22 protein-coding genes are annotated in these 21,222 nt (G+C 40.9%); 6 read left to right on the forward strand and 16 right to left on the reverse strand.

Going from position 1 to position 21,222, the window contains the following annotated elements; genetic code table 11:
- Positions 1 to 6: 6 nt before the first annotated feature.
- The 7 genes from EHQ58_RS02570 to EHQ58_RS02600 all read right to left on the reverse strand — a co-directional run bounded on the left by EHQ58_RS02570 (position 7) and on the right by EHQ58_RS02600 (position 6,341).
- Positions 7 to 702 carry a toxin-antitoxin system YwqK family antitoxin gene (locus tag EHQ58_RS02570; protein ID WP_246047073.1) on the reverse strand — a complete coding sequence of 232 codons (696 nt, stop codon included), beginning with the start codon at positions 700 to 702 and terminating at the stop codon, positions 7 to 9.
- Positions 703 to 708: 6 nt separating this feature from the next.
- Positions 709 to 1,548, reverse strand: coding sequence for a mechanosensitive ion channel family protein (locus tag EHQ58_RS02575; RefSeq protein WP_167883522.1), 840 nt, complete (start codon positions 1,546 to 1,548; stop codon positions 709 to 711).
- A 49-nt stretch (positions 1,549 to 1,597) separates the two neighbouring features.
- Positions 1,598 to 2,701 carry a 3-dehydroquinate synthase gene (gene aroB, locus EHQ58_RS02580; protein WP_135621783.1) on the reverse strand — a complete coding sequence of 368 codons (1,104 nt, stop codon included), beginning with the start codon at positions 2,699 to 2,701 and terminating at the stop codon, positions 1,598 to 1,600.
- The gene (locus EHQ58_RS02585) at positions 2,698 to 3,159 is read right to left on the reverse strand and encodes an NUDIX domain-containing protein (RefSeq protein WP_210412773.1); all 462 of its coding nucleotides are present in this window, start codon (positions 3,157 to 3,159) and stop codon (positions 2,698 to 2,700) included. The genes aroB and EHQ58_RS02585 overlap by 4 nt, the downstream gene beginning before the upstream one ends.
- Positions 3,159 to 3,899, reverse strand: coding sequence for a ribonuclease III (gene rnc, locus EHQ58_RS02590; RefSeq protein ID WP_135621785.1), 741 nt, complete (start codon positions 3,897 to 3,899; stop codon positions 3,159 to 3,161). The genes EHQ58_RS02585 and rnc overlap by 1 nt, the downstream gene beginning before the upstream one ends.
- Before the next feature lie 53 nt (positions 3,900 to 3,952).
- Positions 3,953 to 4,186, reverse strand: a complete 234-nt coding sequence (acpP, locus tag EHQ58_RS02595; RefSeq protein ID WP_135621786.1) for an acyl carrier protein — start codon at positions 4,184 to 4,186, stop codon at positions 3,953 to 3,955.
- A gap of 364 nt (positions 4,187 to 4,550) precedes the next feature.
- Positions 4,551 to 6,341 carry a methyl-accepting chemotaxis protein gene (locus EHQ58_RS02600; RefSeq protein WP_135621787.1) on the reverse strand — a complete coding sequence of 597 codons (1,791 nt, stop codon included), beginning with the start codon at positions 6,339 to 6,341 and terminating at the stop codon, positions 4,551 to 4,553.
- A gap of 133 nt (positions 6,342 to 6,474) precedes the next feature.
- On the opposite strand from EHQ58_RS02600, the gene EHQ58_RS02605 reads away from it, so the two are divergent.
- Positions 6,475 to 7,431, forward strand: a complete 957-nt coding sequence (locus tag EHQ58_RS02605) for a FecR family protein (protein WP_135621788.1) — start codon at positions 6,475 to 6,477, stop codon at positions 7,429 to 7,431.
- 40 nt (positions 7,432 to 7,471) lie between these two features.
- A complete protein-coding gene (locus tag EHQ58_RS02610; RefSeq protein ID WP_135621789.1) occupies positions 7,472 to 8,431 on the forward strand; it encodes a tRNA dihydrouridine synthase in 960 nt (319 codons plus the stop codon).
- Between the two features lie 92 nt (positions 8,432 to 8,523).
- On the opposite strand, the gene fabG is transcribed toward EHQ58_RS02610, so the two are convergent.
- The 7 genes from fabG to cmk form a co-directional block, all read right to left on the reverse strand.
- A complete protein-coding gene (gene fabG, locus EHQ58_RS02615) occupies positions 8,524 to 9,285 on the reverse strand; it encodes a 3-oxoacyl-ACP reductase FabG (RefSeq protein ID WP_135621790.1) in 762 nt (253 codons plus the stop codon).
- A 56-nt stretch (positions 9,286 to 9,341) separates the two neighbouring features.
- Positions 9,342 to 10,361, reverse strand: coding sequence for a phosphate acyltransferase PlsX (gene plsX, locus EHQ58_RS02620; protein WP_135621791.1), 1,020 nt, complete (start codon positions 10,359 to 10,361; stop codon positions 9,342 to 9,344).
- A gap of 5 nt (positions 10,362 to 10,366) precedes the next feature.
- Positions 10,367 to 10,567 (reverse strand): 50S ribosomal protein L32, encoded by a 201-nt coding sequence (rpmF, locus tag EHQ58_RS02625; RefSeq protein WP_135621792.1) that lies wholly within the window; start codon positions 10,565 to 10,567, stop codon positions 10,367 to 10,369.
- A gap of 68 nt (positions 10,568 to 10,635) precedes the next feature.
- Entirely contained in the window at positions 10,636 to 11,250 is a 615-nt protein-coding gene (gene hisG, locus EHQ58_RS02630; protein WP_135621793.1) for an ATP phosphoribosyltransferase, read from the reverse strand.
- Positions 11,251 to 11,254: 4 nt separating this feature from the next.
- Entirely contained in the window at positions 11,255 to 12,010 is a 756-nt protein-coding gene (locus EHQ58_RS02635; RefSeq protein WP_135621794.1) for a tetratricopeptide repeat protein, read from the reverse strand.
- Between the two features lie 5 nt (positions 12,011 to 12,015).
- Positions 12,016 to 13,713: a 30S ribosomal protein S1 gene (locus tag EHQ58_RS02640; RefSeq protein WP_135621795.1), complete on the reverse strand. Its 1,698-nt coding sequence runs from the start codon at positions 13,711 to 13,713 to the stop codon at positions 12,016 to 12,018.
- Between the two features lie 29 nt (positions 13,714 to 13,742).
- Positions 13,743 to 14,480, reverse strand: coding sequence for a (d)CMP kinase (gene cmk / locus EHQ58_RS02645; protein ID WP_135621796.1), 738 nt, complete (start codon positions 14,478 to 14,480; stop codon positions 13,743 to 13,745).
- Positions 14,481 to 14,637: 157 nt separating this feature from the next.
- On the opposite strand from cmk, the gene EHQ58_RS02650 reads away from it, so the two are divergent.
- Complete coding sequence (locus EHQ58_RS02650) at positions 14,638 to 15,636, forward strand: histidine kinase dimerization/phosphoacceptor domain -containing protein (RefSeq protein WP_135621797.1); 999 nt, start codon at positions 14,638 to 14,640, stop codon at positions 15,634 to 15,636.
- Here EHQ58_RS02650 and aroA read toward each other — a convergent pair.
- Positions 15,623 to 16,906: a 3-phosphoshikimate 1-carboxyvinyltransferase gene (gene aroA / locus EHQ58_RS02655; protein ID WP_135621798.1), complete on the reverse strand. Its 1,284-nt coding sequence runs from the start codon at positions 16,904 to 16,906 to the stop codon at positions 15,623 to 15,625. The two genes, EHQ58_RS02650 and aroA, sit on opposite strands and share 14 nt — an antisense overlap.
- A gap of 87 nt (positions 16,907 to 16,993) precedes the next feature.
- On the opposite strand from aroA, the gene EHQ58_RS02660 reads away from it, so the two are divergent.
- Positions 16,994 to 19,534 (forward strand): cyclic nucleotide-binding domain-containing protein, encoded by a 2,541-nt coding sequence (locus EHQ58_RS02660; protein WP_135621799.1) that lies wholly within the window; start codon positions 16,994 to 16,996, stop codon positions 19,532 to 19,534.
- A 9-nt stretch (positions 19,535 to 19,543) separates the two neighbouring features.
- Here EHQ58_RS02660 and EHQ58_RS02665 read toward each other — a convergent pair whose 3' ends face one another.
- On the reverse strand, positions 19,544 to 20,230 hold the full coding sequence (locus EHQ58_RS02665) for a hypothetical protein (protein ID WP_135621800.1): 687 nt from the start codon (positions 20,228 to 20,230) through the stop codon (positions 19,544 to 19,546).
- An 84-nt stretch (positions 20,231 to 20,314) separates the two neighbouring features.
- Between EHQ58_RS02665 and EHQ58_RS02670 the strand changes: the two genes are divergently transcribed.
- Together EHQ58_RS02670 and EHQ58_RS02675 are read left to right on the forward strand one after the other, a co-directional pair.
- Positions 20,315 to 20,719, forward strand: a complete 405-nt coding sequence (locus tag EHQ58_RS02670) for a hypothetical protein (protein WP_135621801.1) — start codon at positions 20,315 to 20,317, stop codon at positions 20,717 to 20,719.
- 5 nt (positions 20,720 to 20,724) lie between these two features.
- On the forward strand, positions 20,725 to 21,216 hold the full coding sequence (locus EHQ58_RS02675) for a hypothetical protein (protein ID WP_135621802.1): 492 nt from the start codon (positions 20,725 to 20,727) through the stop codon (positions 21,214 to 21,216).
- The last annotated feature ends 6 nt before the right edge of the window (positions 21,217 to 21,222 follow it).

Here is a 21,222-nt window from a genome sequence, read left to right on the forward strand (position 1 = left end):
TAAGGACTAATTACAAATGCTCGCCTGGTCTCGCTTTGTTTCACACCAAACGGTTCCATTCGGGTAATAAGTCTGCCGCCAAAGGAATTCGCCTTTGTCCGTAAATCTTTCCACGGCTTCTTTTTTACCATCTGGGTAATAATAAAACCACTCACCCACTTTCATATCTTCGAAGTAACTACCTTTGGACTCAATCTTTGTATCGGGGTAGTATTTTACCCAATCTCCGGATTTATTGCCTCCATCATAGAAGCCTTTCTCACTCACGCGACCATTTTCAAAATAACGTAGATAGGCACCGTTTTCATTTCCCCATTCGAGCGTGGGATACCAAAATTTACGCTTCCTTACTCCTTGCGAAAAATTCATCTCGTAATAAGGTTTTCCATCAAAGTATTTCCATTGCCAGTTACCATCTTTCTCTGACATTTTATATTGTCCGAATGAAACCAAAATGCCTGTCTTATAATTATAACGTTCTGCTCTTCCATCAAAAATTTGAAATTCGTTTAACTTTGTTTTGGTGACCAAATTCCCATTCTCATACCAAGCGTAATCATATCCGTCTACCTTCAATGAATATCCATTTAACTTTCTATGGTAGGTAGCATTCTCAGGCACATTGGGAGGCCAGACACTCTTGCCCTTACACATCACTAAACTGGCTAGTAGAAGACACGGAATCATTTTTGAAAATTTCATACGAACTTACCCCTTAATGTGTACCAGATGTATATCAGGTTCATCTTTAAACTTCTTTAATACTTCTTTCGACACAAGCACGCGATTTAACCTTTTAGATCTAATGGGAGTTAGGTATCGTAAGGAAAGTAGTATATAGCCATCTTGTTCCAGGGAAGTATAAACGATTGGAGTCGTCTTACCTAATCGCACCAAATAATTTTTGGATAACTCTCGGATTTTTTCTTCGACAAGCTCAGGAGCGAGTACGAGTTCTTCGTTTAAAATTTGATTGCAAATCACTTCCGCTTTTTCCCAATCTGAGTTTACCGTAAGACTAATTTTAAATTCGTCCCAAACAAAATCCATAGCATCGGAAACTAAAAAAAATCGATTCATCACAATGGAAAAGTTTGGAAAATGAATCAGTCGATTTGTCGATTGTTCCGCTTTGGGATCGGAAGAAACTTCGAGTAGAGTAAATTTTAAGAAACCGATATTGACCACATCTCCTTTGATGTTGTCAATTTCAATACGGTCGCCAACATGAAAGCCATTCCCTCCCATGATCATAAACCAACCCACCATATTCAGCCATACCTCTTTCAGTGATATGACAATACCGGCACCGGCTAGTCCGAGAACAGTTGGCAATAAAGATAAACTGGAAAAGATAACAGGTAGATAAACGATCGCGAAAAAAATGAGAAATCCTGCTCTAATTACTTTTCGTCTGTTGTACTCTTGTGCAGGATCGCTTGGAGGTTTTATTTTCTCCAATAGAAACATGGTCATTTTATAAGCGAAGACAGCAAATAGGATCAGGTATGCAAACAGAATGAAAGATTGAGAAAAATCTCTATCCATCGTGCGTAAAAGAGTAAATGGATTTAGATCGAAGTAAAATTCTTTTATATTACCGCCCAAGCAAATCCCATCCTTTTTGAAATTTTAGCACCTCAAGTATTTTGTCTCTTCCGACAGATACACCAAACTTTGGTTTACCGAAGTCTTCTAGAAGGACAAATTTTAATGTAGACCCCTCTTTCTTTTTGTCGTGATCCATATGCTCTATGATCTCATTGATTTTTTCATTGATCTTAAGCGGTAATTCGAGAGCCTTCATCATTTTCACTGCTCGCTCGATGTTTGTCTCAGAAAACCCTAAGACACTTTTTGAAAGTAGTAATGCTGTCATTAGGCCCATGGAAACCGCTTCGCCATGGGAATACTTTGCATACTTAGTGACGGATTCAATCGCATGTCCCGTCGTGTGACCTAGGTTTAAGATGGCTCGCAAACCGCCTTCTCTTTCATCCTGTTCGACGACGCTCGACTTAAACCTTACAGATTCATCAATACAGTATCTAAGGACCTCGGCGCCAGAATGAAAGTCCTTTCTAGAAGTCGACTCAAGGCGATTGAGGAGCTCTCCCCCTTCAAGAAACGCGTGCTTTACGATCTCAGCAAGTCCACAGCTCCATTCTCTCCTAGGCAAAGTGGACAAGGCGAACAAGGGAGCGTAAACGAACTCTGGTTGGAAGAAGGCTCCCACCATATTCTTTCCTAAATCTAAATTGACAGCTACCTTACCACCAACTGAGGAATCTACACACGCAAGTAGCGTGGTGGGAACTTGCACAAAGCGAATGCCCCTTTGATATGTTGAAGCGACAAATCCAGCAAAATCACCGATAACGCCACCACCAAACGCAACTATAACGGCTTTCCTATCTGCATCCTCTTTTACAAGTTCATGATAGACTTTCTTTAATCGATCGATATGCTTATTTTTTTCACCTGGCTTGACATAGATGATATGAAAGGGTATCGAAAGAGACTTTAATTCCGCAAAAAGATATTTTTCATAGATTCCCGCAATTTGCCGATTTGTAATGATGAAAAATTTTGAAACATCCTTAAGCGAAGCTAGTTTTTCTTTTAGTCCGTTTAAGTCTTCATGCAACTCAACAGGATAGGAAAAACCATTTCCATTGACTTGTCTGGATTGTAATTTCATGACTCAGCCACCCAATTGCTAGATAAATAGATCGATGGATTTCTTTTTTTCTTTTTAAAGTATTCTTTTATATCTGGTCTCAAATCCATTTTCTGAATTTCTACATTCGTGAAATAACCAAAACCAGAAATGGCTTTTTCTTTCGGATTGAGTTTAGGGAGCAATGCTTTCACTTGGACCAAAAAAACCAATTGGATCAAATGTCGTTTTCGATTCGGGTCAATCGATTCATTTACCAAAAGAAAGGAAGACTTAGTCACTTCTAAATCTAGTTCTTCTTTCAATTCTCGTTTTAGAGCTTCCTCGGCAGATTCTCCAAATTCTATCCCTCCCCCGGGGAGAAGCCAATATCCGCTTGTATTCTTCTTTTGTTGGATGAGAAGAACTTTGCCCTTTGCATCTTGGATGAGCGCAGCGACTCTCACCCGTAACCCTTTTTTCTTTACAAAAAAATCTATCATATAATCTCAAGCTTTATTAATGCCTGTTTTGCGGCAGATTGTTCGGCAGACCTTTTATTTTTTCCGTTCCCCTTTGCAGATAGTTTACCCTCTAGCTCCACGATCACTTCAAAAAATTTTTCATGGTCTGGACCTTCTTCCATTCCAATTCTATAAATGGGTGTCTTTTTCCATTTTTTCTGGCAAAACTCCTGCAGGATGGTTTTGTAATCTTTAGTTTCCTCTACCTCTTCAAGCAGTTGGTCCATGCGCTTAAAATTGGACTTAAGAAATTTCCGACAAGCGTCAAGTCCCTGGTCAAGATAGAGAGCTCCCAAAAAAGCCTCAAAACAATCTGCTTGTAAGTTCGCATTCTTTTCACCTTTGTCTTTCTCTCCTTTTCCGAGGAGTAAAAAGGTTTGGAATTGGAATTTTCTAGCAATTGCAGCGATTGCGGGCATGGAAACGATTTTGCTTTTGAGTTTAGCAAGTTTCCCTTCCTTACCTGTAGGAAGGGAAAGGTAAAGGTACTCAGCCGCAAGGAGACCGAGTACAGAGTCACCTAGAAACTCTAAGCGCTCGTTATCAGATTTATGAGAGTTGTTGATCTCGTTCGAAAAGGATCTATGTGTGAAGGCCTGGCTGAGAAGGCGTAGGTCTTTGAATTTTGTATGAGTAAGTGCTTGTAATTGATTGAGGTCTTGTTGCCGAGCATCGGAGGTCCAATGTTCTGAGGTCGATGCGGAGTCTTTGTGCAATGGAGAAACAATCCGGGTTCCCCGTGAAGGAAACCCGGTTTTTTGATTGGGAATTACCCCTTAAGTTTATCGATGAATTTAATTACATCGCCAACAGTTTGGATTTTTTCTGCGTCTTCATCAGAAATCTCCACACCGAACTCTTCTTCAAGAGCCATTACTAGCTCAACTGTATCAAGAGAGTCTGCACCGAGGTCATTGATGAAATGAGCCTCAGGGTTTACTTCTGACTCATCAACACCAAGTTGTTCAACGATGATTGACTTAATTTTTTCGAAATCTGCCATGTGTTCCTCCAGGCCACCGTAACGTTTACAGTGGGGCAAAAAATTGTTTAGTTGTTTTCCGCCTGGTGCACCTAAATGCCCAGCGTTTTTTTAAAATGAAATTGTCGGAATTTTTGGCAAGTCTAAATACTTAATTTTCAGTACCGATCCAGAATAAGCGGAATTTCTTGCGCCAAACATCAATTAAATGGTCTATTTTTAGAATCGTTCCCGCTATCTTTTTCCCGGCAGAGACCCGATGGCTCCCTTTCGAAAAGATGGTATTTTGGAATGATTATCTGCTATAGCATATATTTACTGCAATATAGTATGCTATGACAGACAAATTTCGAAGTGTTGGGCTTTACGGATCCGATTCTCTGGCTCATTTGGCCTGGAAAAAGCCAATTGTTTTGTTGAGTTTGCTCGATTGGTCTTGCAAATCGTTTGCTAAGTTCTGATTTTCTTCTCCCGCACTTACCAAATAATTTGTGTTTTCTGCAACTGTCTCTACGGCATCTATGATTTGTTTCAAAACCATTGCTTGCTCCTGATTTTCGTTTACAATGACCTTTGTAAAATCAAAAAGAGCCGTTGAATTCTCGGTGACAACCTTGCTTAAGGAGGCTTGGTCTACACTTACGCCCTGGATTTTTTTTATGTTGAGTATGGAATCTTCCACACTCATTAATATCGTACGCATGGCCTGCTTTAAATCTTCCATAGAATGAGTTCCTAAACTGACGACTTTCACGGCTTGGTTGACTAAGGTATCAATTTCCTTCGAACTTTTTTGCGTTGATTCTCCTAATTTTGAAATTTCTTGAGCCACAACAGCAAATCCTCGCCCCGATTCCCCGGCTCTTGCCGCTTCAATCGAAGCATTGAGAGATAGTAGACCCACGCGATCTGCAATTTCAGAAACCAAGGAGGAGATGCCTTGTATTTTTAGAGTGATCTCGCGGATCGCACCCATATGGTCTATGCTGACTTGAATTTTTTCATTCCCCGTTTGTGCCAAAGCCTCCATTGTTTCCGATTGGAGTGCAGCATGACTGCTCGAGAGCGCAATCTCTTGGATTTTAGCTGTTAATAATTTTAATGATTCCATTGATTTTTCCATTTGTTTCATTTGATCATGGGTTTTTTGAATGAGCCCGTTGGCACTTCGGGAAAGACCCTTACTTGCAGCAGACATTTGTTCTGTGGAGGCAGATTGTTCAATGAGCAAGTCCGTTGTAGACTTCGCCTTCGATTTTAAAGAATTGGAAAATTGTAACAACCTATCTGATTCTTTTTCGATATCTTTGATGATTTTGGAAAGTCTGTAATTGAAATGATTGAGAGATTGTTTAACCGCCCCGATTTCATCAGAACTTATCATCGGAGAATTGGCTCCAATCCTTCCCTCGGAGAGATCGATTAAGTTTTTGATGAGATCTCTTGTATTTTTTGAAGTTGAATGGGAAAAGAGGTAGGTGACAAGGCCAGCAAGTACAAGCAGCTGCAAACCCAAGATGGGGAGGTAAATGAAAATGTTTTCTAAATGAATCACCTTCTGATTCTCTACGTATACCATATAGCCGAACATGAAAAAGCAAAGCCACACGACGGATAATATGGAGATGAAAATTCGAGTCCTCATAAAAACTTTTTTTACATTTTTTGTGGGTATATGATCCCAACGGTCCTTTGCCAATTCATTCCCTATAATGATTTCGCAGGTAAAAAAATGTGTCACAATGTTGATAAAAAATATCATCAGAAAAGAAACCAAATAGCTGGTATAATGTTTCAGTTCATAGTTCAGAAAATGGCTACTTGATAGAGCAGCAATCGGTACGCCTATAGCCCATTGTATCGTTACATAATAACATTCCAGGATTGGAAAATTCAAAAGGTTTCTTTTTAGATTTGCCAGATCGTCTGGATGTCTCCTCTCCTCTGGCAATTCCAAAACCGATAGCATTTTCTTGAGATGGAAATACCGGACCACTGGAACCGTAAGTAAGGTAAATGTACTTCCTGCCAATGCTCCTACTAGAAAGTAGACAGATTCTCCAAAATCAAATCCATTGACGAACATAACAAAGATACAGACAAAGGGAACAACGACTGCATAAGTGATGAGTTCCAAACGAACGGTAAGTATTTTGATGAAATTTTTTATGATCATGGTCTTTTCCTTTAATAGGTCCCAGAAATTCGATTGTCAAAATCTAAAAATAATATTAAAATTTTCCTAAATTTAGAAAGAGGAAAAGGTTTTCAATGAGACTCAGTTACGCGAAAACCAAATCGGTCATCCAATGAAACAATATTTTTATATTCTTATCATCTTTGCTCTTACGTTTCAATGCAAACCAAAAACGATCAAGGAGGAATCGATTTCGACAGTTGTTTATTATAGAACCCAAGGAGTGGTTACTTTTTCCAATGCGGAAGGTAAAACTTTTTCACCTAAACTCCTCGACCTCCTCCATGACGGCGACCATATTAAAACAGCAGCAAAATCCCAAGCGGAATTCATACTTTCAACAGGTGGTATCATTCGACTCTTGGAAGGCTCTGAACTCATTTTGAATACAAAACTATTGGCCGACCAAAATGTAGTTAAAAGCACCCTCAGACTCACGCTCGGACGGGTGTTTGTCAAACAGCCGAAACCTCTTAAAAAAGGGGAGACCATTCAAGTTGTAACACCAACGCAGATTGCTGGCGTGAGAGGGACTGAATTCTTAACAGTGGTGACTTCAAATTCTTCCGAAGTGCTGGTCTCCGAAGGGACTGTCCAAACGGATTGGAAAAAGGATGAATCTATGTCTGAACTTAGCGAAACAGGGGATTATGTAACCGAAGGAAATAAATCGGAAGCCAATGAATCCATTCGCGAAACAAAACCACTAACAGACGAAGACAAACAACTGCTTGCTGAACAAAGCAAGTCTGCCGCAGATTTATTAGAAGAAGCAAAAGTCCAAATGGAATCGATCAGAGAGCAATTCGAAAAAGAAAGAGAACAAATCAAACAACACCTGGAAGATTTTAAAACTCAAAACAAAGTAATTATCGATGAGCAAAAGGCAAATAATCAAGATATATTAGAAACCCAAAAATCAGCTAACAAAGAACTTATGGATAGCACGAAGGGTGAGACTGTGAAAGACGCTCAGAATATGCAAAACAATTCAGCAAACCAGAAATCTGATATTAAAAATAATGCAAAATCAGAGTTAGATGCTCTTAAAGAAAACATGAAAAAATAATTTAAACTTGGTGCGAGGGTGTAAAAAAATCAAATGACTTATGCGCCTACTGCTCGCACCAATGGAGGGTCTCCTCGACTATTATTTGAGAGAAATCATCACTTCGGTAGGAGGCATTGATTTTTGTGTCAGCGAATTTATACGTGTAAATAATACCCTACTTCCCTCCCGCAGATTCTATCGAACAGTTCCAGAATTACGAAATGGTTGCATGACCACATCAGGCGTCCCCGTTCGAGTCCAAATTCTCGGTTCAGATCCTATCTGCATGGCAGAAAATGCAGCAAAAGTCGCAAGCCTTGGAGCCGTTGGCATTGATATTAATTTTGGATGTCCTGCACCTACGGTGAATCGGAACCGAGGAGGAGCTGCCCTTCTCAAAGAACCTCAGTTAATGTATGAAATTGTGAGAGCGGTCAGAGCAGCTGTTCCAAAATCAATTTCTGTTACTGCTAAAATGCGACTTGGATATGAGACCCCAGATACTGCAGTTCTATGTGCAGAGGCCTTAAGTGGCGGAGGTGCAGAAGAAATTGTGGTGCATGCAAGAACTAAAGTTGATGGCTACAAACCTCCTGCCTACTGGGAATGGATCGCAAAAATCAAACAATCCGTACGGATACCTGTCATCGCCAATGGTGAAATTTGGTCGCATGAGGATGCACTCAGATGCCAAGAAATCTCTGGTTGCATAGATTTGATGCTTGGCCGAGGAATGATCTCAAATCCTGCCCTTGCCCTTATGATTCGCGGAGAACGTAACCATTCCTTATCCTGGCATGAGGTGATTAGGCTCTTAGAAAAATTTTATGCATTAATGAAGGAAAATCGTACTATCAACAATCCCGAAGGGAGGATGAAACAGTGGTTAAATTATCTAAGAAGGGAATACATTGAGGCTGATCAGAATTTTAATCTTCTCAAAAAACTAACGGATGACCAGGAAATCATGAAACAATTATTAAATAGCAGCACCGTTCCAGATCTAATCACGAAATAACAGAACTTATCCTTTAGAAGCGAATTCGAAAGCTTACAGTCAACTGGACTGCAAGCCTTCTCTAATAAGAAATCGAAAGCGAAGGAATCGAATTAGTGACCGCCACCTGGTAAAAATCCACCACCATTGATGTCCAATACATGACCTGTGATAAAACTAGACGCATCGGATGCTAGGAATGCGATGCCGTTCGCGATGTCTTCAGGAAGACCCGCACGTTTTAACGGGATCGCAGCAACCATACCAGCTCGGATATTTTCTGGAATCGCTTCTGTCATTTCCGTTGCAATAAAACCTGGAGCAATTGCATTGCATCTTACTTTTCGCGATGCCATTTCCAATGCGACAGCTTTTGTAAAACCAATCACTCCTGCTTTGGAAGCAGAATAGTTCGTTTGTCCAATGTTTCCATTTTCACCAGAGATTGATGATAGATTGATGATAGATCCACCATTTTCTTGTTTCATCATCACTTTGATGGCTGCCTGCGTAACTAGGTAGGTTCCCGTTAGGTTCACAGCAATCACCGCGTCCCACTGCTCTTTTTTCATTCGCATGAGTAGAGTGTCTTTTGTGATACCCGCATTATTTACAACGATATCAACAGATCCAAATTCTTTTTTGGCTGTATCAACTAAAGTCTGTGCATCTGCTTCTAATGAAATATTTCCAAGTACACCGATTGCCTTGTAACCTTTGGATTTTAGTTCTTCCACAGTTGCGTTGGTAGTTTCTGGATTCATATCCGCTACTACTATGGATGCTCCAAGAGAAGCTAATTTCAAACAGGTGGCTTTCCCGATTCCGCGAGCGCCTCCCGTAACGATTGCTACTTTTCCATTTAAATTGATCATCTAATTCTCCTGTAATTTAATTATGACTTTTAAAAAATGATTCCCGATTCTTTGAATTAGCTTTCACCCATTAGGGCTCTAAATTCACCTATTTTCTTAGCTATGCTCTCATTAATGCCATGTTTGGCGCATTCTGTGATGACCCTCACTGCATTTTTAACAGCCAGAGCATTTGAGGACCCATGGCCAATCATACAAATCCCTTCAACACCTAAAAGAAGTGCCCCACCATACTCTGCATAGTCGAGCCTTTTTTTGACAGCGGTGAAAGTTGATTTTAATAATAAGGCACCAGTTTGTGCAAGACTTGACTGCCTTATGGAATTTTTTAAGACATTGAAAATAGATTTTGCAAGGCCCTCTGTCGCTTTAAGGACAATGTTTCCTGTAAATCCATCGCAGACGACAACGTCTACATCTCTACCACTACCGTAGAGATCACGACCTTCCACATTTCCTATAAAGTTAAAGGGAATTTTTTTTAAGATTTCGAAAGCTCTGACGGTGGCTGCATTTCCTTTTTTATCTTCCTCACCATTGGAAAGGATTCCAACTTTGGGCTTGGCAACGCCTAACACTTCTCGTGAGTAGATTTCTCCCATAACAGCAAACTGGGCAAGGTATTCTGGCTTACAGTCAACATTAGCACCAGCATCAAGCAACAGTACGGGAGCGCCTTCTTCCCTGGGGATGGGGGCAGCAATAGGAGGTCGCAGTACGCCAGGTATGCGACCAAGGTGTAAAAGAGCTGCGGCCATCGTAGCACCAGTGTTACCCGGAGAAAACACTCCGATACACTCTTTTTCTGCTACAAGTCTAACCGCTTTCACAACAGATGAATCCTCCATTGCCCGAACGGCAATAGACGGCGAATCATTCATACCAATGATCTCAGTAGAATGTATGACACGGATTTTCTCCGTGTCATATTCATATTTTAACAGTAGGTCTAGAATTTCTTGTTCGTCTCCAACTAAGGAAACAGAAAGGCCATATTCCCGGACGGCGAGGACAGCTCCTTCAACAATACATTCCGGGCCGTAATCTCCGCTCATCGCGTCTACGGCGACCCACATAGGTGTTAGGTTTCTTCAGTAGTCTTTTTTACTTTCTGAACAACAACGAGTGAACCCTTATAAAAACCGCAATAAGGGCAAACACGGTGGGAAAGAATATAAGAACCACAATTAGAACAAGGGTTCAAGTTAGGTTTCCCGATCGCATGATGCGCTCGTTTCGTTCTAACTTTCGATTTGGATTTACGTCGCTTTGGGACTGCCATGGCTATCCTCTATGGAATTCTCACTAATTTTTACTATCGTTTCGCGGTGCATTCTGAAAACAATCTATTTAATTTTCTAAGCTCTCAATTAAAGTACCGAGTTCATTTTGTTTTGAATAAAATGCAGATCTGTTGCAAATCAGACGTGCGGTGCTCTCTAGGATCACTTCTATCTCTTTTAGGCCATTTGCCTTGAGTGTCCCACCCGTTGAGACCAAGTCGACGATACAATCCGAGAGGCCGACAATGGGTGCAAGTTCAATCGATCCATATAATTTGATGACTTCGCAGGAAATTCCTTTGGAAAAAAAATATTCTTTTGTCAACTCTGGATACTTTGTCGCCACACGAACCTTGGAACGTTTCGCAAATAAATCAAAATCAGGGAAGCTAGCAAGCGAAAGGCGGCAAGCACCAATCTTTAGATCAATGGGGGCAATCAGATCAAACTTTCCTTCCTTAATTATGTCCCATCCAACAATTCCCGCATCTGCGGCACCTTCTTCCACATAGGTACAAACATCCTGGGAACGAACAAAAAGTAGGCGTAGACGGTTGTCTGGAGATGTATAGGTAAGCTCTTTGGAATCTTCTGGGGGAAGGGCCGACAACCAAGCTTTGCTAAGAAGAATTTCAGCACTCTCCATAGCAAGCCTTCCCTTAGGAAGAGCGAGGGTCAGCATGGGTTTACGATTTCCCGAGTTTTAAAAGGAGATACGTCGTGAGAAGTTTCACTTCTTCTAAAGTATCAGATTCGCTTCCATCGATCTTCAAAACTTTTTCGAGAGAAAGTTTGGCACCAGGTTTGTCACCGTTTGCCAATTGCAATCTGCCCGTTTGGTAAAAAGACCAAGCCTTAAAAGATTTTGCCTCGTTATTTGTATCGAGAAGAGTGGAAGAGATTTTATAATTTTCTAATGCTTTTTTGAGATCTGGCTGCTTGTCTCTATAATTGCCCGCAATATAAAAGTAATACGCCTTCATCTCTTTCGGGGTATCAATTTTTTTACCGGCCATTTCTAAATAAGTCGCCGCTTTTTCCCAATTGGATGTTTCAGCATACAAACGAGAAAGATCTTTCCAGACACGAAGGTCCATATTTCCAGAGCTTTGGTCTTTAAGAAATACTTCCAAATCGGCGATCTGTGCTAATGGACTAGCATTCGCTTTTTTGTGTTTGGTGACAAGATCTTCAAAAAGTACCGTTTCTTTCTGGAAACGGTAATCTTGGTATTCAAAAAAACCTATTACACTTGCAAGCAAAACGAAAACGATACCGAGTCCGATGAAAACATTTTTACGATTTCGCGCAAGCATGTGCGTGAACTTTAAAAAATAAAGCTCAGCCTTGCTTCCCTCGAAGTCTGCGAACTCATCCTGATGAGCTCGCATTTCTTCGTCACGCTTTTTGTCTATGATGTTCTTTTTAACAAACTTATCCATTTGGACTAACGATTGTTATTGAGATTCATGAAAGATCCGATCGACTCACGTGAAGGTTGGTTATCTTCCTTCATATATTTCGCCATTTCTTCCCTTTCGACAGCCTTATCGAAATCTTTTATGGATAGAGAGATTTTTTTGTTATTTGGTTCGATTTTCACGACAACCGTCCTAACTTGTTCCCCTACTTTATAAAGTTCATCCAACTTGATGTTTCTTCCATCAGGAATCTCAGAAATATGCACGAGTCCTTCAAAACCAGGCTCTACTTCTACGAAAACACCGAAACTCACGATGGATTTCACACGACCTTCGACAAGAGTACCTGGTGGGTATTTTTTGCGAAGTGCTTCGTACGGATGTTCTAATAGTTGCTTGAGACCACAACTGATCCTTTGGGCATCGAGATTTACGTCTAAAATTTTGTATTTGATCGCTTGGCCTTTTTTTAGAAGGGAAAGTGGATTTTTTTCTCTTTCATCCCATGTAATGTCTGAAATGTGGATGAGACCTTCGATCCCACTCTCCACTTCCACAAAGGCACCGTATTTTGTAATACCAGTGATTTTTCCTTCGAGTTCATTACCAGCGCGAACATTAGAAGACAACGCCTCCCACGGATTCGGCAATAACTGTTTGAGTCCAAGAGAAAGTCTACGTGCTTCAAAATCAATGTCTAGAATTTCAGAATCAACTTCTTGGCCTTTCTTCAAAACATCTTTTGGATGTGGTGGTTTTTTTGCCCAAGAAAGTTCTGTCGTGTGAATGAGGCCTTCGAGACCCTCTTTCAATTCCACAAAGGCACCAAAGTTCGTGAGGGAGGTTACGATTCCTCGTACTACCATACCCTTCTCTAGTTCCTTTTTCGCCCAGCCCCATGGATCTTCATACAGCTGTTTGATGCCGAGAGAAAGCTTATTATTATCCTTGTCGATTTCAAGTACTGTCACTTCGACTTCAGCGCCGATCTGAAAGTATTGTTTGAAAGGAGCAAATTTTTTATAAGAAATATCGTTTTGGCGAAGAAGGCCAACAACTTCGTGGACAGATAGGAAAACACCAAAGTTTGCAATCTTTACGACTTTACCTTGGACTTTATCTCCTACTTTTACTTTTTCAAGTAACTCTTCCCATTTTTCACCGTTGATTTCTTCGAGAAGTGTTTTACGAGAAACAACACCTGTTTTCGTTTTTTCATTGAGTTCAATGATTTTGAATTGGAATTCTTTTCCAGATTCAGTGGCTTCTTTGAAGCGAACACCTACGTGAGATGCTGGCAAAAATAATTGGATGCCTTCGCTTTCTACGAGGTAACCTTTGTTTTTCACTTCACTGATCAGTTTACCCGATAGCGGGTATCCGTTTACGGATGCATCTTTAATGGTTTCCCATCCAACTCTTTGGTCTGCTTCCTTTTTCGAGAGAACACAATATCCATCGACCCGTCTTTTTTGGATCGCACTGACTCTTTCACCACGTTTCGGCGTTTCTGAGAAATCTTCTCTTGGAACTCGTGCTTCCAGTTTTTCACCGATATCGAGAAACACTGTGTCTCCGATTACGTCTACAACGGTGCCGTCAATGAGCAGTCCTTTACTGCCGGAATTATCTTGTTCTTGTGTTTGTGATTCCCACTTTTCTAGGAGTTCTCCGAAAGAAGAAGTGGTCTCGTTTTTGGGGGAGGAAGGGGTGGTTGAATTCAATGGTTACCGGGATACAAAACTTAGATTTGTCATAGCTGTGGAAGCCGTGACAGGATAGTATTTAGGACAGTTTCCGTGTCGGACTCTGACGTGTCAATGAGTATTGCGTCGGGAGCCTGCTTGAGCGGGGCCACGACTCGGGTTTCATCGGAGGCATCTCGGGCTAAAATCTCCTCTTTTATATGCGAAAGTTCCTGGTGGATCCCCTTCCCTTGCAATTCTGCATGCCGCCTATGTGCTCTCACATCGGCAGTAGCTGTCAAAAAGAACTTTGCTTTGGAATCTGGGAAAACGTCGGTTCCGATATCACGCCCATCCATGACCAGTTTATGTTCGCGTGCAAACATTCGGATCTTGGCATTCACGTATTCACGAAAGATCCTTTGTGGAGCAATGTATTTGATGAGTTTTGTGATTTCGGGAGTGCGAATAGCATCTGTAATCTCTCTCTCTCCGAGAAACATCTGATTGGTGCCAAGCTCCGAAAGTTTACAGGAAAGTGGAATTTCTTGCAAAGAAAAACCAAACTCACCTTTCTCTTTTTCCAAAATAGACGCATCGGCTAGTCTTTCAATATAATAAGGGAACTTATCGATATCTGTATGATCTTTTAAGTATAATTCATAGAGTGCGAGTGTTAGCCCGCGATAAAAGGCTCCTGAATCAAGATAGAGATATCCTAACCGACTGGCAAGCATTCGGGCTATGGTGCTCTTTCCTGAACCTGCAGGTCCATCAATGGCGATGACATGTTCAATTTTTTGCATTTAATCTTCCTTCGGATTTCATTCTAACATTGAATTTTCAAATCGTCGATCGGAAAATTGCAACAGTCAAAACTCCCCGAAAGATATTTTTCACAAACTCTAAAGTCTGTTTATCATTTGACAGACCTTTCTCTTGAAAGAAGGTTGGAATCCGAAAATGAATCCTTCTGGTTTAGAAAAGCAGTTTTATGATTTTTTTGAAAGAAATACATCTGTTATGCTGTTAATCAATCCAGAGATAGGAAAGATTCTGGATGCGAACCCTTCTGCCCAACAATTTTATGGCTTCACAAGAAACCAACTCATCGGTATGCCGATCAGCCAGCTCAATTTACTTTCTCCGGAAAAAATTTTGGAGGAGATGAAGCTTGCCGTATCAGAGAAGCGAAATTATTTTCGATTTCAGCACAGATTGTCAAACGGCGAAATCCGAAATGTCGAAGTGCATTCGACTCCACTCATCTCCAATCAGGAAACTCTTCTTTTTTCAATCATTCACGATGTAACAGATCGAACGCTAGCAGAAGCAAAAGTCGCGACACTTCTGGATGAAAAAGAAATTCTTCTGCGAGAAGTACACCATAGGATCAAAAACAATATGAGTATGATCTATAGCCTACTCGAATTACAAATCGATTCCATAAAACATCCCTCTGCCATCTCTGCATTAACGGATGCTGCAAGTCGTGTTCAAAGCATGGCGATGTTATATGACAAATTATATCTAACCCAAGATTACGATCAAATTTCCGTTAGCCAATATCTGAATTCCCTTACAAGCGAAATCGTTTCAAATTTTCCTAATAGTGAGTTCATCTCTTTGGAACTAGACATTGATGATGCTGATCTCGACGTAAAACGATTGCAGTATCTTGGAATCATAGTGAATGAAATTTTAACCAATATCATGAAGTATGCATTTGAGAAACACCAAGAAGGGAATATTTCTATTAGCGGTCGTATCTTAAATACAGATTATTTAATGAGCATCAAAGACAATGGGAAAGGGATGCCTGAGTCCATAGATTTTGAAAATCCGAGCGGTTTTGGACTTTCTCTGATTCAATTTCTATCAAAAAGATTGAATGCGATCCTTTCTATCGAGAGAAAGAATGGAACCGAAATCCATATCCGTTTGCCGATTAAAATTTCTTAAGCAATTCGAAAAAACCAGGGAAGGATGTATCCACCCAGCTCACATCATCAATCTTTAAATCAACACCCGAGAGCTTAGCCAAGATGGAAAAACTCATCGCAATCCGGTGATCCATGAAAGTATCGATCTGTGCCGATTGGATCTCTTTGGTTTCATCAAATTCATAACCATCGTCAAATTCAGTCACTGCAACACCCAACTTACGCAAGTTCAATACCATTGCCGAAATTCTGTCTGATTCTTTAGCTCGTAGTTCTTTTGCGTGACGAATCGAGAATCCATTTTCAGAGAAGAGACCCGCAATCGTTAGGATGGGAATTTCATCTATGATGGATGGAATGAGCGCTTCCTCAATTTCGATTCTGTGCAATTTTGATGGATAGATGACTAGGTCACCGATTTCCTCTCCACATTCACGGCGAGGGTTTGAAATTTCTATTTTTCCACCCATTCGTTGTAAGACGGTGAGGATACCGATTCGAGAAGGATTTAAACCCACTCCTGTAATGATGGTTGGTTCGCCTTTAGCACATAACGCAAGTACGATATAAAAGGAGGCACTCGAAAGATCTCCAGGTATAACAAAGGAAGTACCTTCAAACTCATACGGTGGGCTAAGTAAAAAACGAAGAGGTGAAATTTGTTCTAGGTTGCCACCAAGAAACCGAATCATGTTTTCGGTATGGTCTCGAGATAGCTCGCTTTCTTCATAGTCAATAGAAATATCCGATGAGAGTGCCGCGAGGACAAGAGCACTTTTGATTTGGGCCGAGGCAATCGGACTTTTGTAGGAATAATTTGAGAGCTGTTTTCCCTGGATTTGCAGGGGAGCCTTCCCGTCACCGGAAATCGACCTAATATCGGCGCCCATAGCTTGTAGCGGATCCATGATCCTTGCCATGGGACGTTTCCGTAAAGAGGCATCGCCAGTGACTATGGCAGAAATCTGCGGAAGTCCCGCAAGAAGCCCTGCGGAAAGTCGAATCCCAGTCCCTGCATTTCCAAAATCAAGTACATCCCTCGGGGAAACGAGTCGGTGTTTTCCTGGACTTTGCACGAGATAACGTCCTTGACCAAGAGATTCAAATCGAACCCCGAGCTCTGAAAAACATTTCATTGTGTTTTTCGGGTCTTCTCCCTCTAAAAAACCGGAAATTTCTGACTTACCCTGAGCTAGAGAACTAAATAGGACACTGCGATGTGAAATAGATTTGTCGCCAGGGACAGTGATCTGCTGTTTTTTGGAAAATGATGTATTTGTGTTCAACATTCTATATTTTTCTAAAAAGTATTTTGCAATTTGGACAAAGATTCATACCTTTTGTAGGAACGATACGTTGTAATCAAAAATCCAAACATGCCTCTAGATACCAGTAAAAATAATCAAAAGATCCCAGTCAATCCAGGTGAAGTTCTGTTCGTTTCCGGAAGACCTTCCCAGTCCCTAAATATACTCCATGAAGGTTCTGTGCGAGTTGAGGTCAATTTAGGTGACATTTCCTTTGCCCTTTATACACTCGAAGGAGCAAATTTAACACCTGGCATCTTTGCTTTGTTAGAAGGGACAACGCTTCCTTATACGATTCGTGCCAAATCATCTTGCGTCATCTCTACTTACGCAATGAACCAAGCAAATGCTAAAAAAACCCTTACCCAAAAAGTATCGGTTGGTGTTATGGCTGTTCGAACCCTGCTCAAAGAAATTGGGGAGCTTTACAAGCGCATAACGGCGATTCGTGGCCTTACTTCCAGTATCGAGTTTACTACTGATAATTTGGGTGCCGCGTATTTCATTTTAAATCCATCCATTTTTCCTGACCTCCAGCCAGGAGGACCAATCACACGTGATGAAAACATCATTGATCCTGTTATGCGGTCCATCAGAAATAATTTGGCAGGATTTTATGAACATGGTGGTTTATTGCCTGAATCCCCTTCTGTATCCTTTTTAGATGAAGATCATGGTGAGTTTTTTCAAAAGGATTATGCAGATACCGTAGAATGGAGGGACTCCGAATTTCATTTTATCAGAAAGATTCTTGCCGTGAATCCGAAAATTTCCCAAGCCCTGTTCGAAGCAGATCCTAGCCTCTTGCAAAGTGCCGCAGAAAGTTATGTAGCCACCTATCGTGAATTATTCGACATTTTAGAAAAAGAGGTTACTGATTTAACGGAATCCATGCAGACGCTACTCAGTGGGGACCAATCTTTACTTGAAAAGATGAATTTAACCTTGGATTTATTTTCCACAGGTTATTCTACCATCCCTTCCACAACGCTTCTTCCGATTACGGAATGGTCTCTCAAAAAAGCGCAAGCTCACCTTGCCGAATTCAATCAAATTTTTGGAACACCTTTCGCGGGAGCGACGAGTAGTATTGATACCCTAGAGAAAAAGCAAAAAGAACTAACTACCAAATATTCTCATGAACTTACCTCAAAAAAAGCCTCCGACGAGAAGAAGGCAAGTAGTGGTGACGATTCCATTACCGCTGGGATTGATATCAATAGTTTAAAAACAGAATTGCTCAATTCCGCTTCGCAAATATTAAATTATGCGCAAGCCGATCCCGAGGCAGTAAAAGAATTTTCTACTTTGATGGTAAAATTAAAAACCTTCAAGAACCCTCTAGATCCAGATCCAGACAATCGTAAGATTAGACGTACCATTGCTAAAACATACTGGGATGTTTACAAACGCTCATTTACAAAATGGCTAAAGGATGGAAGAAAGGCACCGACTGCGGTTGAGATGATGTTACGTTATGGCTATTTTGATGAAAGCCTTTTAGAGGAAGGTCATCTGGTGGAACTTCGTGCCCGCATGGAACAACCCAGATTTAACGGAAATGTACCCGTTCATCTCGGTACGGATTGGCTCGAAAAAATTTACGGAAGGGAAATACCGACATCGGTAGATGAGCTTGGTCAAACTTTTTTTGAAAAGCTAAAACTGGATTTAAAGGACTCAGGTATCAAGTCAGATAAAGACATTCCTCCTGAATATGATACGGGGGAAGCTCGACTCGCGTATGAAATGAACGCTATGTATGAGCCAAATGTCCGTTTGACTTCTGGAAATATTTCAAGCCACTTCCCGATACTCACAAAATACCATATCACTCTTCCGATTGATAAATGTTATGTGACAAAAGCCCATGTGGAGAAAGCCATCCAAGAAATTTTGGCGGTAGACTATACCGCCTTCAATCGAGAAATTTTATATCGAAATGAAGAAATCGGAATCAAAAATGAATTCGTTCAAAGGTCTATCATTCCAGATTTTATCATCGTTCCTTCGATCGGCCCCCGCGTGATGATGTGGCAAGACCTCTCCATTTTCCGTGGTAGTGGATCCAAAGAATCGAAAGGACGCATTACCATTCCTCATCTTGTCACGGGAGATTTAAAATCCTTCCTGATGGATGCCATCGCCGCATTTAGATGGGAGCTTTGTAAAAACATTCTTGGTCCGGATTGGAATAATGTGGGGATTCCATCCATTACAGCTGATTATACAGATTACATCCAGTTTTACAAAAAAAGCAAAGATCTCTCGCCCGAGCTAAAAGAGAAAATCACCTCCGAATTCAAAAGATTTAGAACAGACCGGGATAAGTTTGCTTATGACTATAACCTGTGGCTGAAATATGAATCAGAAGGTGTCCAAAGAGTCAACAGAGTCGTAAGAGCGATCTTCTATCGGCACATCCCGTTTCAAAGAGCCATTCGTGAAAAAGTTTCTGGCCAACCAGCGTTCGCAGAGCTACATAACAAATTCAAAAATGTTAGATCGAGACAGCATAAGGAACATGAAAACAAGTACAAAAAGTATATGGATGCGTCGGGGGCGCTGCCAAAAGAATTGTATGAAAATTTACAATTCTACGAAGTTTGATTTCGTTTCTTATACTTGTTCTACGAAGTAGGGTCGTATGTATTCACGTACGATTTCTACAACGAACCTTCCCCAAGACTTTGGATCTTCCTGGGAAATATTCACTTGTTTGATTTTTGGAAAATAAGCCTGCGGTTTAAAAACTGAATGAGTGAGCTCAATGGCTCTTAGATAATTATCTAATCGCTTTACTTTTACGAAGTTTATAATTTCAGTTTGGATTTTTTCTTTTGGAAGATAACCGACGATGATCATTCGGGGAAAGAGGTTTTTCTTGAGTAGTACGATAAACTCTTCAAAGCTATCGACCCGGTCTATGAATCCTTCGTATGCCCCACCACCTAGGTTCATGATCTGGGTGACGATATCCATGGAAAAGGAAACTCCTTCCATCGTTGACATATCGGAGATGATGACGATCCCTTCATCAGGCTGGAAAACCTTAAACATGTCGGAGCCTTTATAATGTCTACGGAGCAGTTTTGCAGCGGATACATCAATCTCTTGTGCTTTGGGGATGAGCGCCTTGCCAGTCCCATCCATTATCGGATCACGAGTGATTAAGTACCTTTTTTTCACGGCATTTTGATTCATGACGCGAAAGGCTTTCACCTTATCCTCGATTTCGTCTAAAGTGGAGTATCCAATCTTTAGAACATTTTCCCGTTTTCTTTTTCCTATGTCTGTTTCTTCCATGAATGGAAAGTGCCTAATATCTCTTGGAGATCATCCTAAGCCTTTTGGATCAATGTATAGCATATTTTTGTCTAAGGAATATAAATGATTCTGAAATGCACTCAATTTGCCCTGATTCTGTTTCTCTTTAGTTGTTCTTCCGTGGAATTCATTCCGGAACCAGAATATACCGTTTATCATTCAAATTTCAGGAAAAAGTCATGGGAAGAGGTCGAGATTCTTAGGGAAAGGCCAACCAAACCCTTCCAAATCTTAGGCGAAATCAAGGTTCGGAACCAATCGGAAGAGCCATGGCAGAACGTGGAAAATCTCCTAAAAAAGGAAATGTGGGAGAAGAAAATGGATGGAGTTTGGCTTACAGAAAGAAACCATCAGAAGGTGGATGGTTTTTCATTGGAAACAGCGGATAGCCGGGGACATACAACTTCGAGCTACAGTGATCAGAATACCATGCGAGTCTGGAAGGGTTATGCTTTCCGATATAAGTAGTGAATATGGCAGCAAGAAGATTTGATTCCGAAATCATCGTCGATAAACAAGATCGTTGGACCTTCCGGGGAAACCAAATCACCCAACCCGAAATTCTAAAATACTTCCGCAGCAGCCTAAAAGTGAGCGAGGATGGAATTTTTATTGAAAATGTTTTTGGAGAACTGAGTGAAAACGGATATCTTAAAGCCATTGGATTTCCCTGCCACATCATCAACATCGGCATGGACGAAGAAGGTTTGGTCTTCTATGCAGATGATGATAAATACCTCAAGTTTCCTGAGTTTGAACTCTACCAAACAAAGGACGATTGCATCATCGGAATCGATTCAGAAAAGCCTTTGATTAAGTATCGTTTCGACTGGAATGCGGCAAGCCAACTTGCAAAATACTTAGAAGAGGAAAATGGGATTACCTATTTGTTACTTGGTGATGTGAAAATGGAACTTCCCACTTACGAAGGAGAGATCGAAGTTCCCCTCCCCGCAAGTTACTAAATTAGA

This window comes from Leptospira ognonensis (genome assembly GCF_004770745.1).
In the GTDB taxonomy this organism is placed as follows: Bacteria; Spirochaetota; Leptospiria; order Leptospirales; family Leptospiraceae; genus Leptospira_A; species Leptospira_A ognonensis.

What these genes read in the sequence shown, in the direction of transcription:
- EHQ58_RS02570 (WP_246047073.1), bottom strand. Translation starts at nt 702, where the DNA reads ATGAAATTTTCAAAAATGATTCCGTGTCTTCTACTAGCCAGTTTAGTG.
- EHQ58_RS02575 (WP_167883522.1), bottom strand. Translation starts at nt 1,548, where the DNA reads ATGGATAGAGATTTTTCTCAATCTTTCATTCTGTTTGCATACCTGATC.
- aroB (WP_135621783.1), bottom strand. Translation starts at nt 2,701, where the DNA reads ATGAAATTACAATCCAGACAAGTCAATGGAAATGGTTTTTCCTATCCT.
- acpP (WP_135621786.1), bottom strand. Translation starts at nt 4,186, where the DNA reads ATGGCAGATTTCGAAAAAATTAAGTCAATCATCGTTGAACAACTTGGT.
- EHQ58_RS02600 (WP_135621787.1), bottom strand. Translation starts at nt 6,341, where the DNA reads ATGATCATAAAAAATTTCATCAAAATACTTACCGTTCGTTTGGAACTC.
- EHQ58_RS02605 (WP_135621788.1), top strand. Translation starts at nt 6,475, where the DNA reads ATGAAACAATATTTTTATATTCTTATCATCTTTGCTCTTACGTTTCAA.
- EHQ58_RS02610 (WP_135621789.1), top strand. Translation starts at nt 7,472, where the DNA reads ATGCGCCTACTGCTCGCACCAATGGAGGGTCTCCTCGACTATTATTTG.
- fabG (WP_135621790.1), bottom strand. Translation starts at nt 9,285, where the DNA reads ATGATCAATTTAAATGGAAAAGTAGCAATCGTTACGGGAGGCGCTCGC.
- plsX (WP_135621791.1), bottom strand. Translation starts at nt 10,361, where the DNA reads ATGTGGGTCGCCGTAGACGCGATGAGCGGAGATTACGGCCCGGAATGT.
- rpmF (WP_135621792.1), bottom strand. Translation starts at nt 10,567, where the DNA reads ATGGCAGTCCCAAAGCGACGTAAATCCAAATCGAAAGTTAGAACGAAA.
- hisG (WP_135621793.1), bottom strand. Translation starts at nt 11,250, where the DNA reads ATGCTGACCCTCGCTCTTCCTAAGGGAAGGCTTGCTATGGAGAGTGCT.
- EHQ58_RS02635 (WP_135621794.1), bottom strand. Translation starts at nt 12,010, where the DNA reads ATGGATAAGTTTGTTAAAAAGAACATCATAGACAAAAAGCGTGACGAA.
- cmk (WP_135621796.1), bottom strand. Translation starts at nt 14,480, where the DNA reads ATGCAAAAAATTGAACATGTCATCGCCATTGATGGACCTGCAGGTTCA.
- EHQ58_RS02650 (WP_135621797.1), top strand. Translation starts at nt 14,638, where the DNA reads ATGAATCCTTCTGGTTTAGAAAAGCAGTTTTATGATTTTTTTGAAAGA.
- aroA (WP_135621798.1), bottom strand. Translation starts at nt 16,906, where the DNA reads ATGTTGAACACAAATACATCATTTTCCAAAAAACAGCAGATCACTGTC.
- EHQ58_RS02660 (WP_135621799.1), top strand. Translation starts at nt 16,994, where the DNA reads ATGCCTCTAGATACCAGTAAAAATAATCAAAAGATCCCAGTCAATCCA.
- EHQ58_RS02665 (WP_135621800.1), bottom strand. Translation starts at nt 20,230, where the DNA reads ATGGAAGAAACAGACATAGGAAAAAGAAAACGGGAAAATGTTCTAAAG.
- EHQ58_RS02670 (WP_135621801.1), top strand. Translation starts at nt 20,315, where the DNA reads ATGATTCTGAAATGCACTCAATTTGCCCTGATTCTGTTTCTCTTTAGT.
- EHQ58_RS02675 (WP_135621802.1), top strand. Translation starts at nt 20,725, where the DNA reads ATGGCAGCAAGAAGATTTGATTCCGAAATCATCGTCGATAAACAAGAT.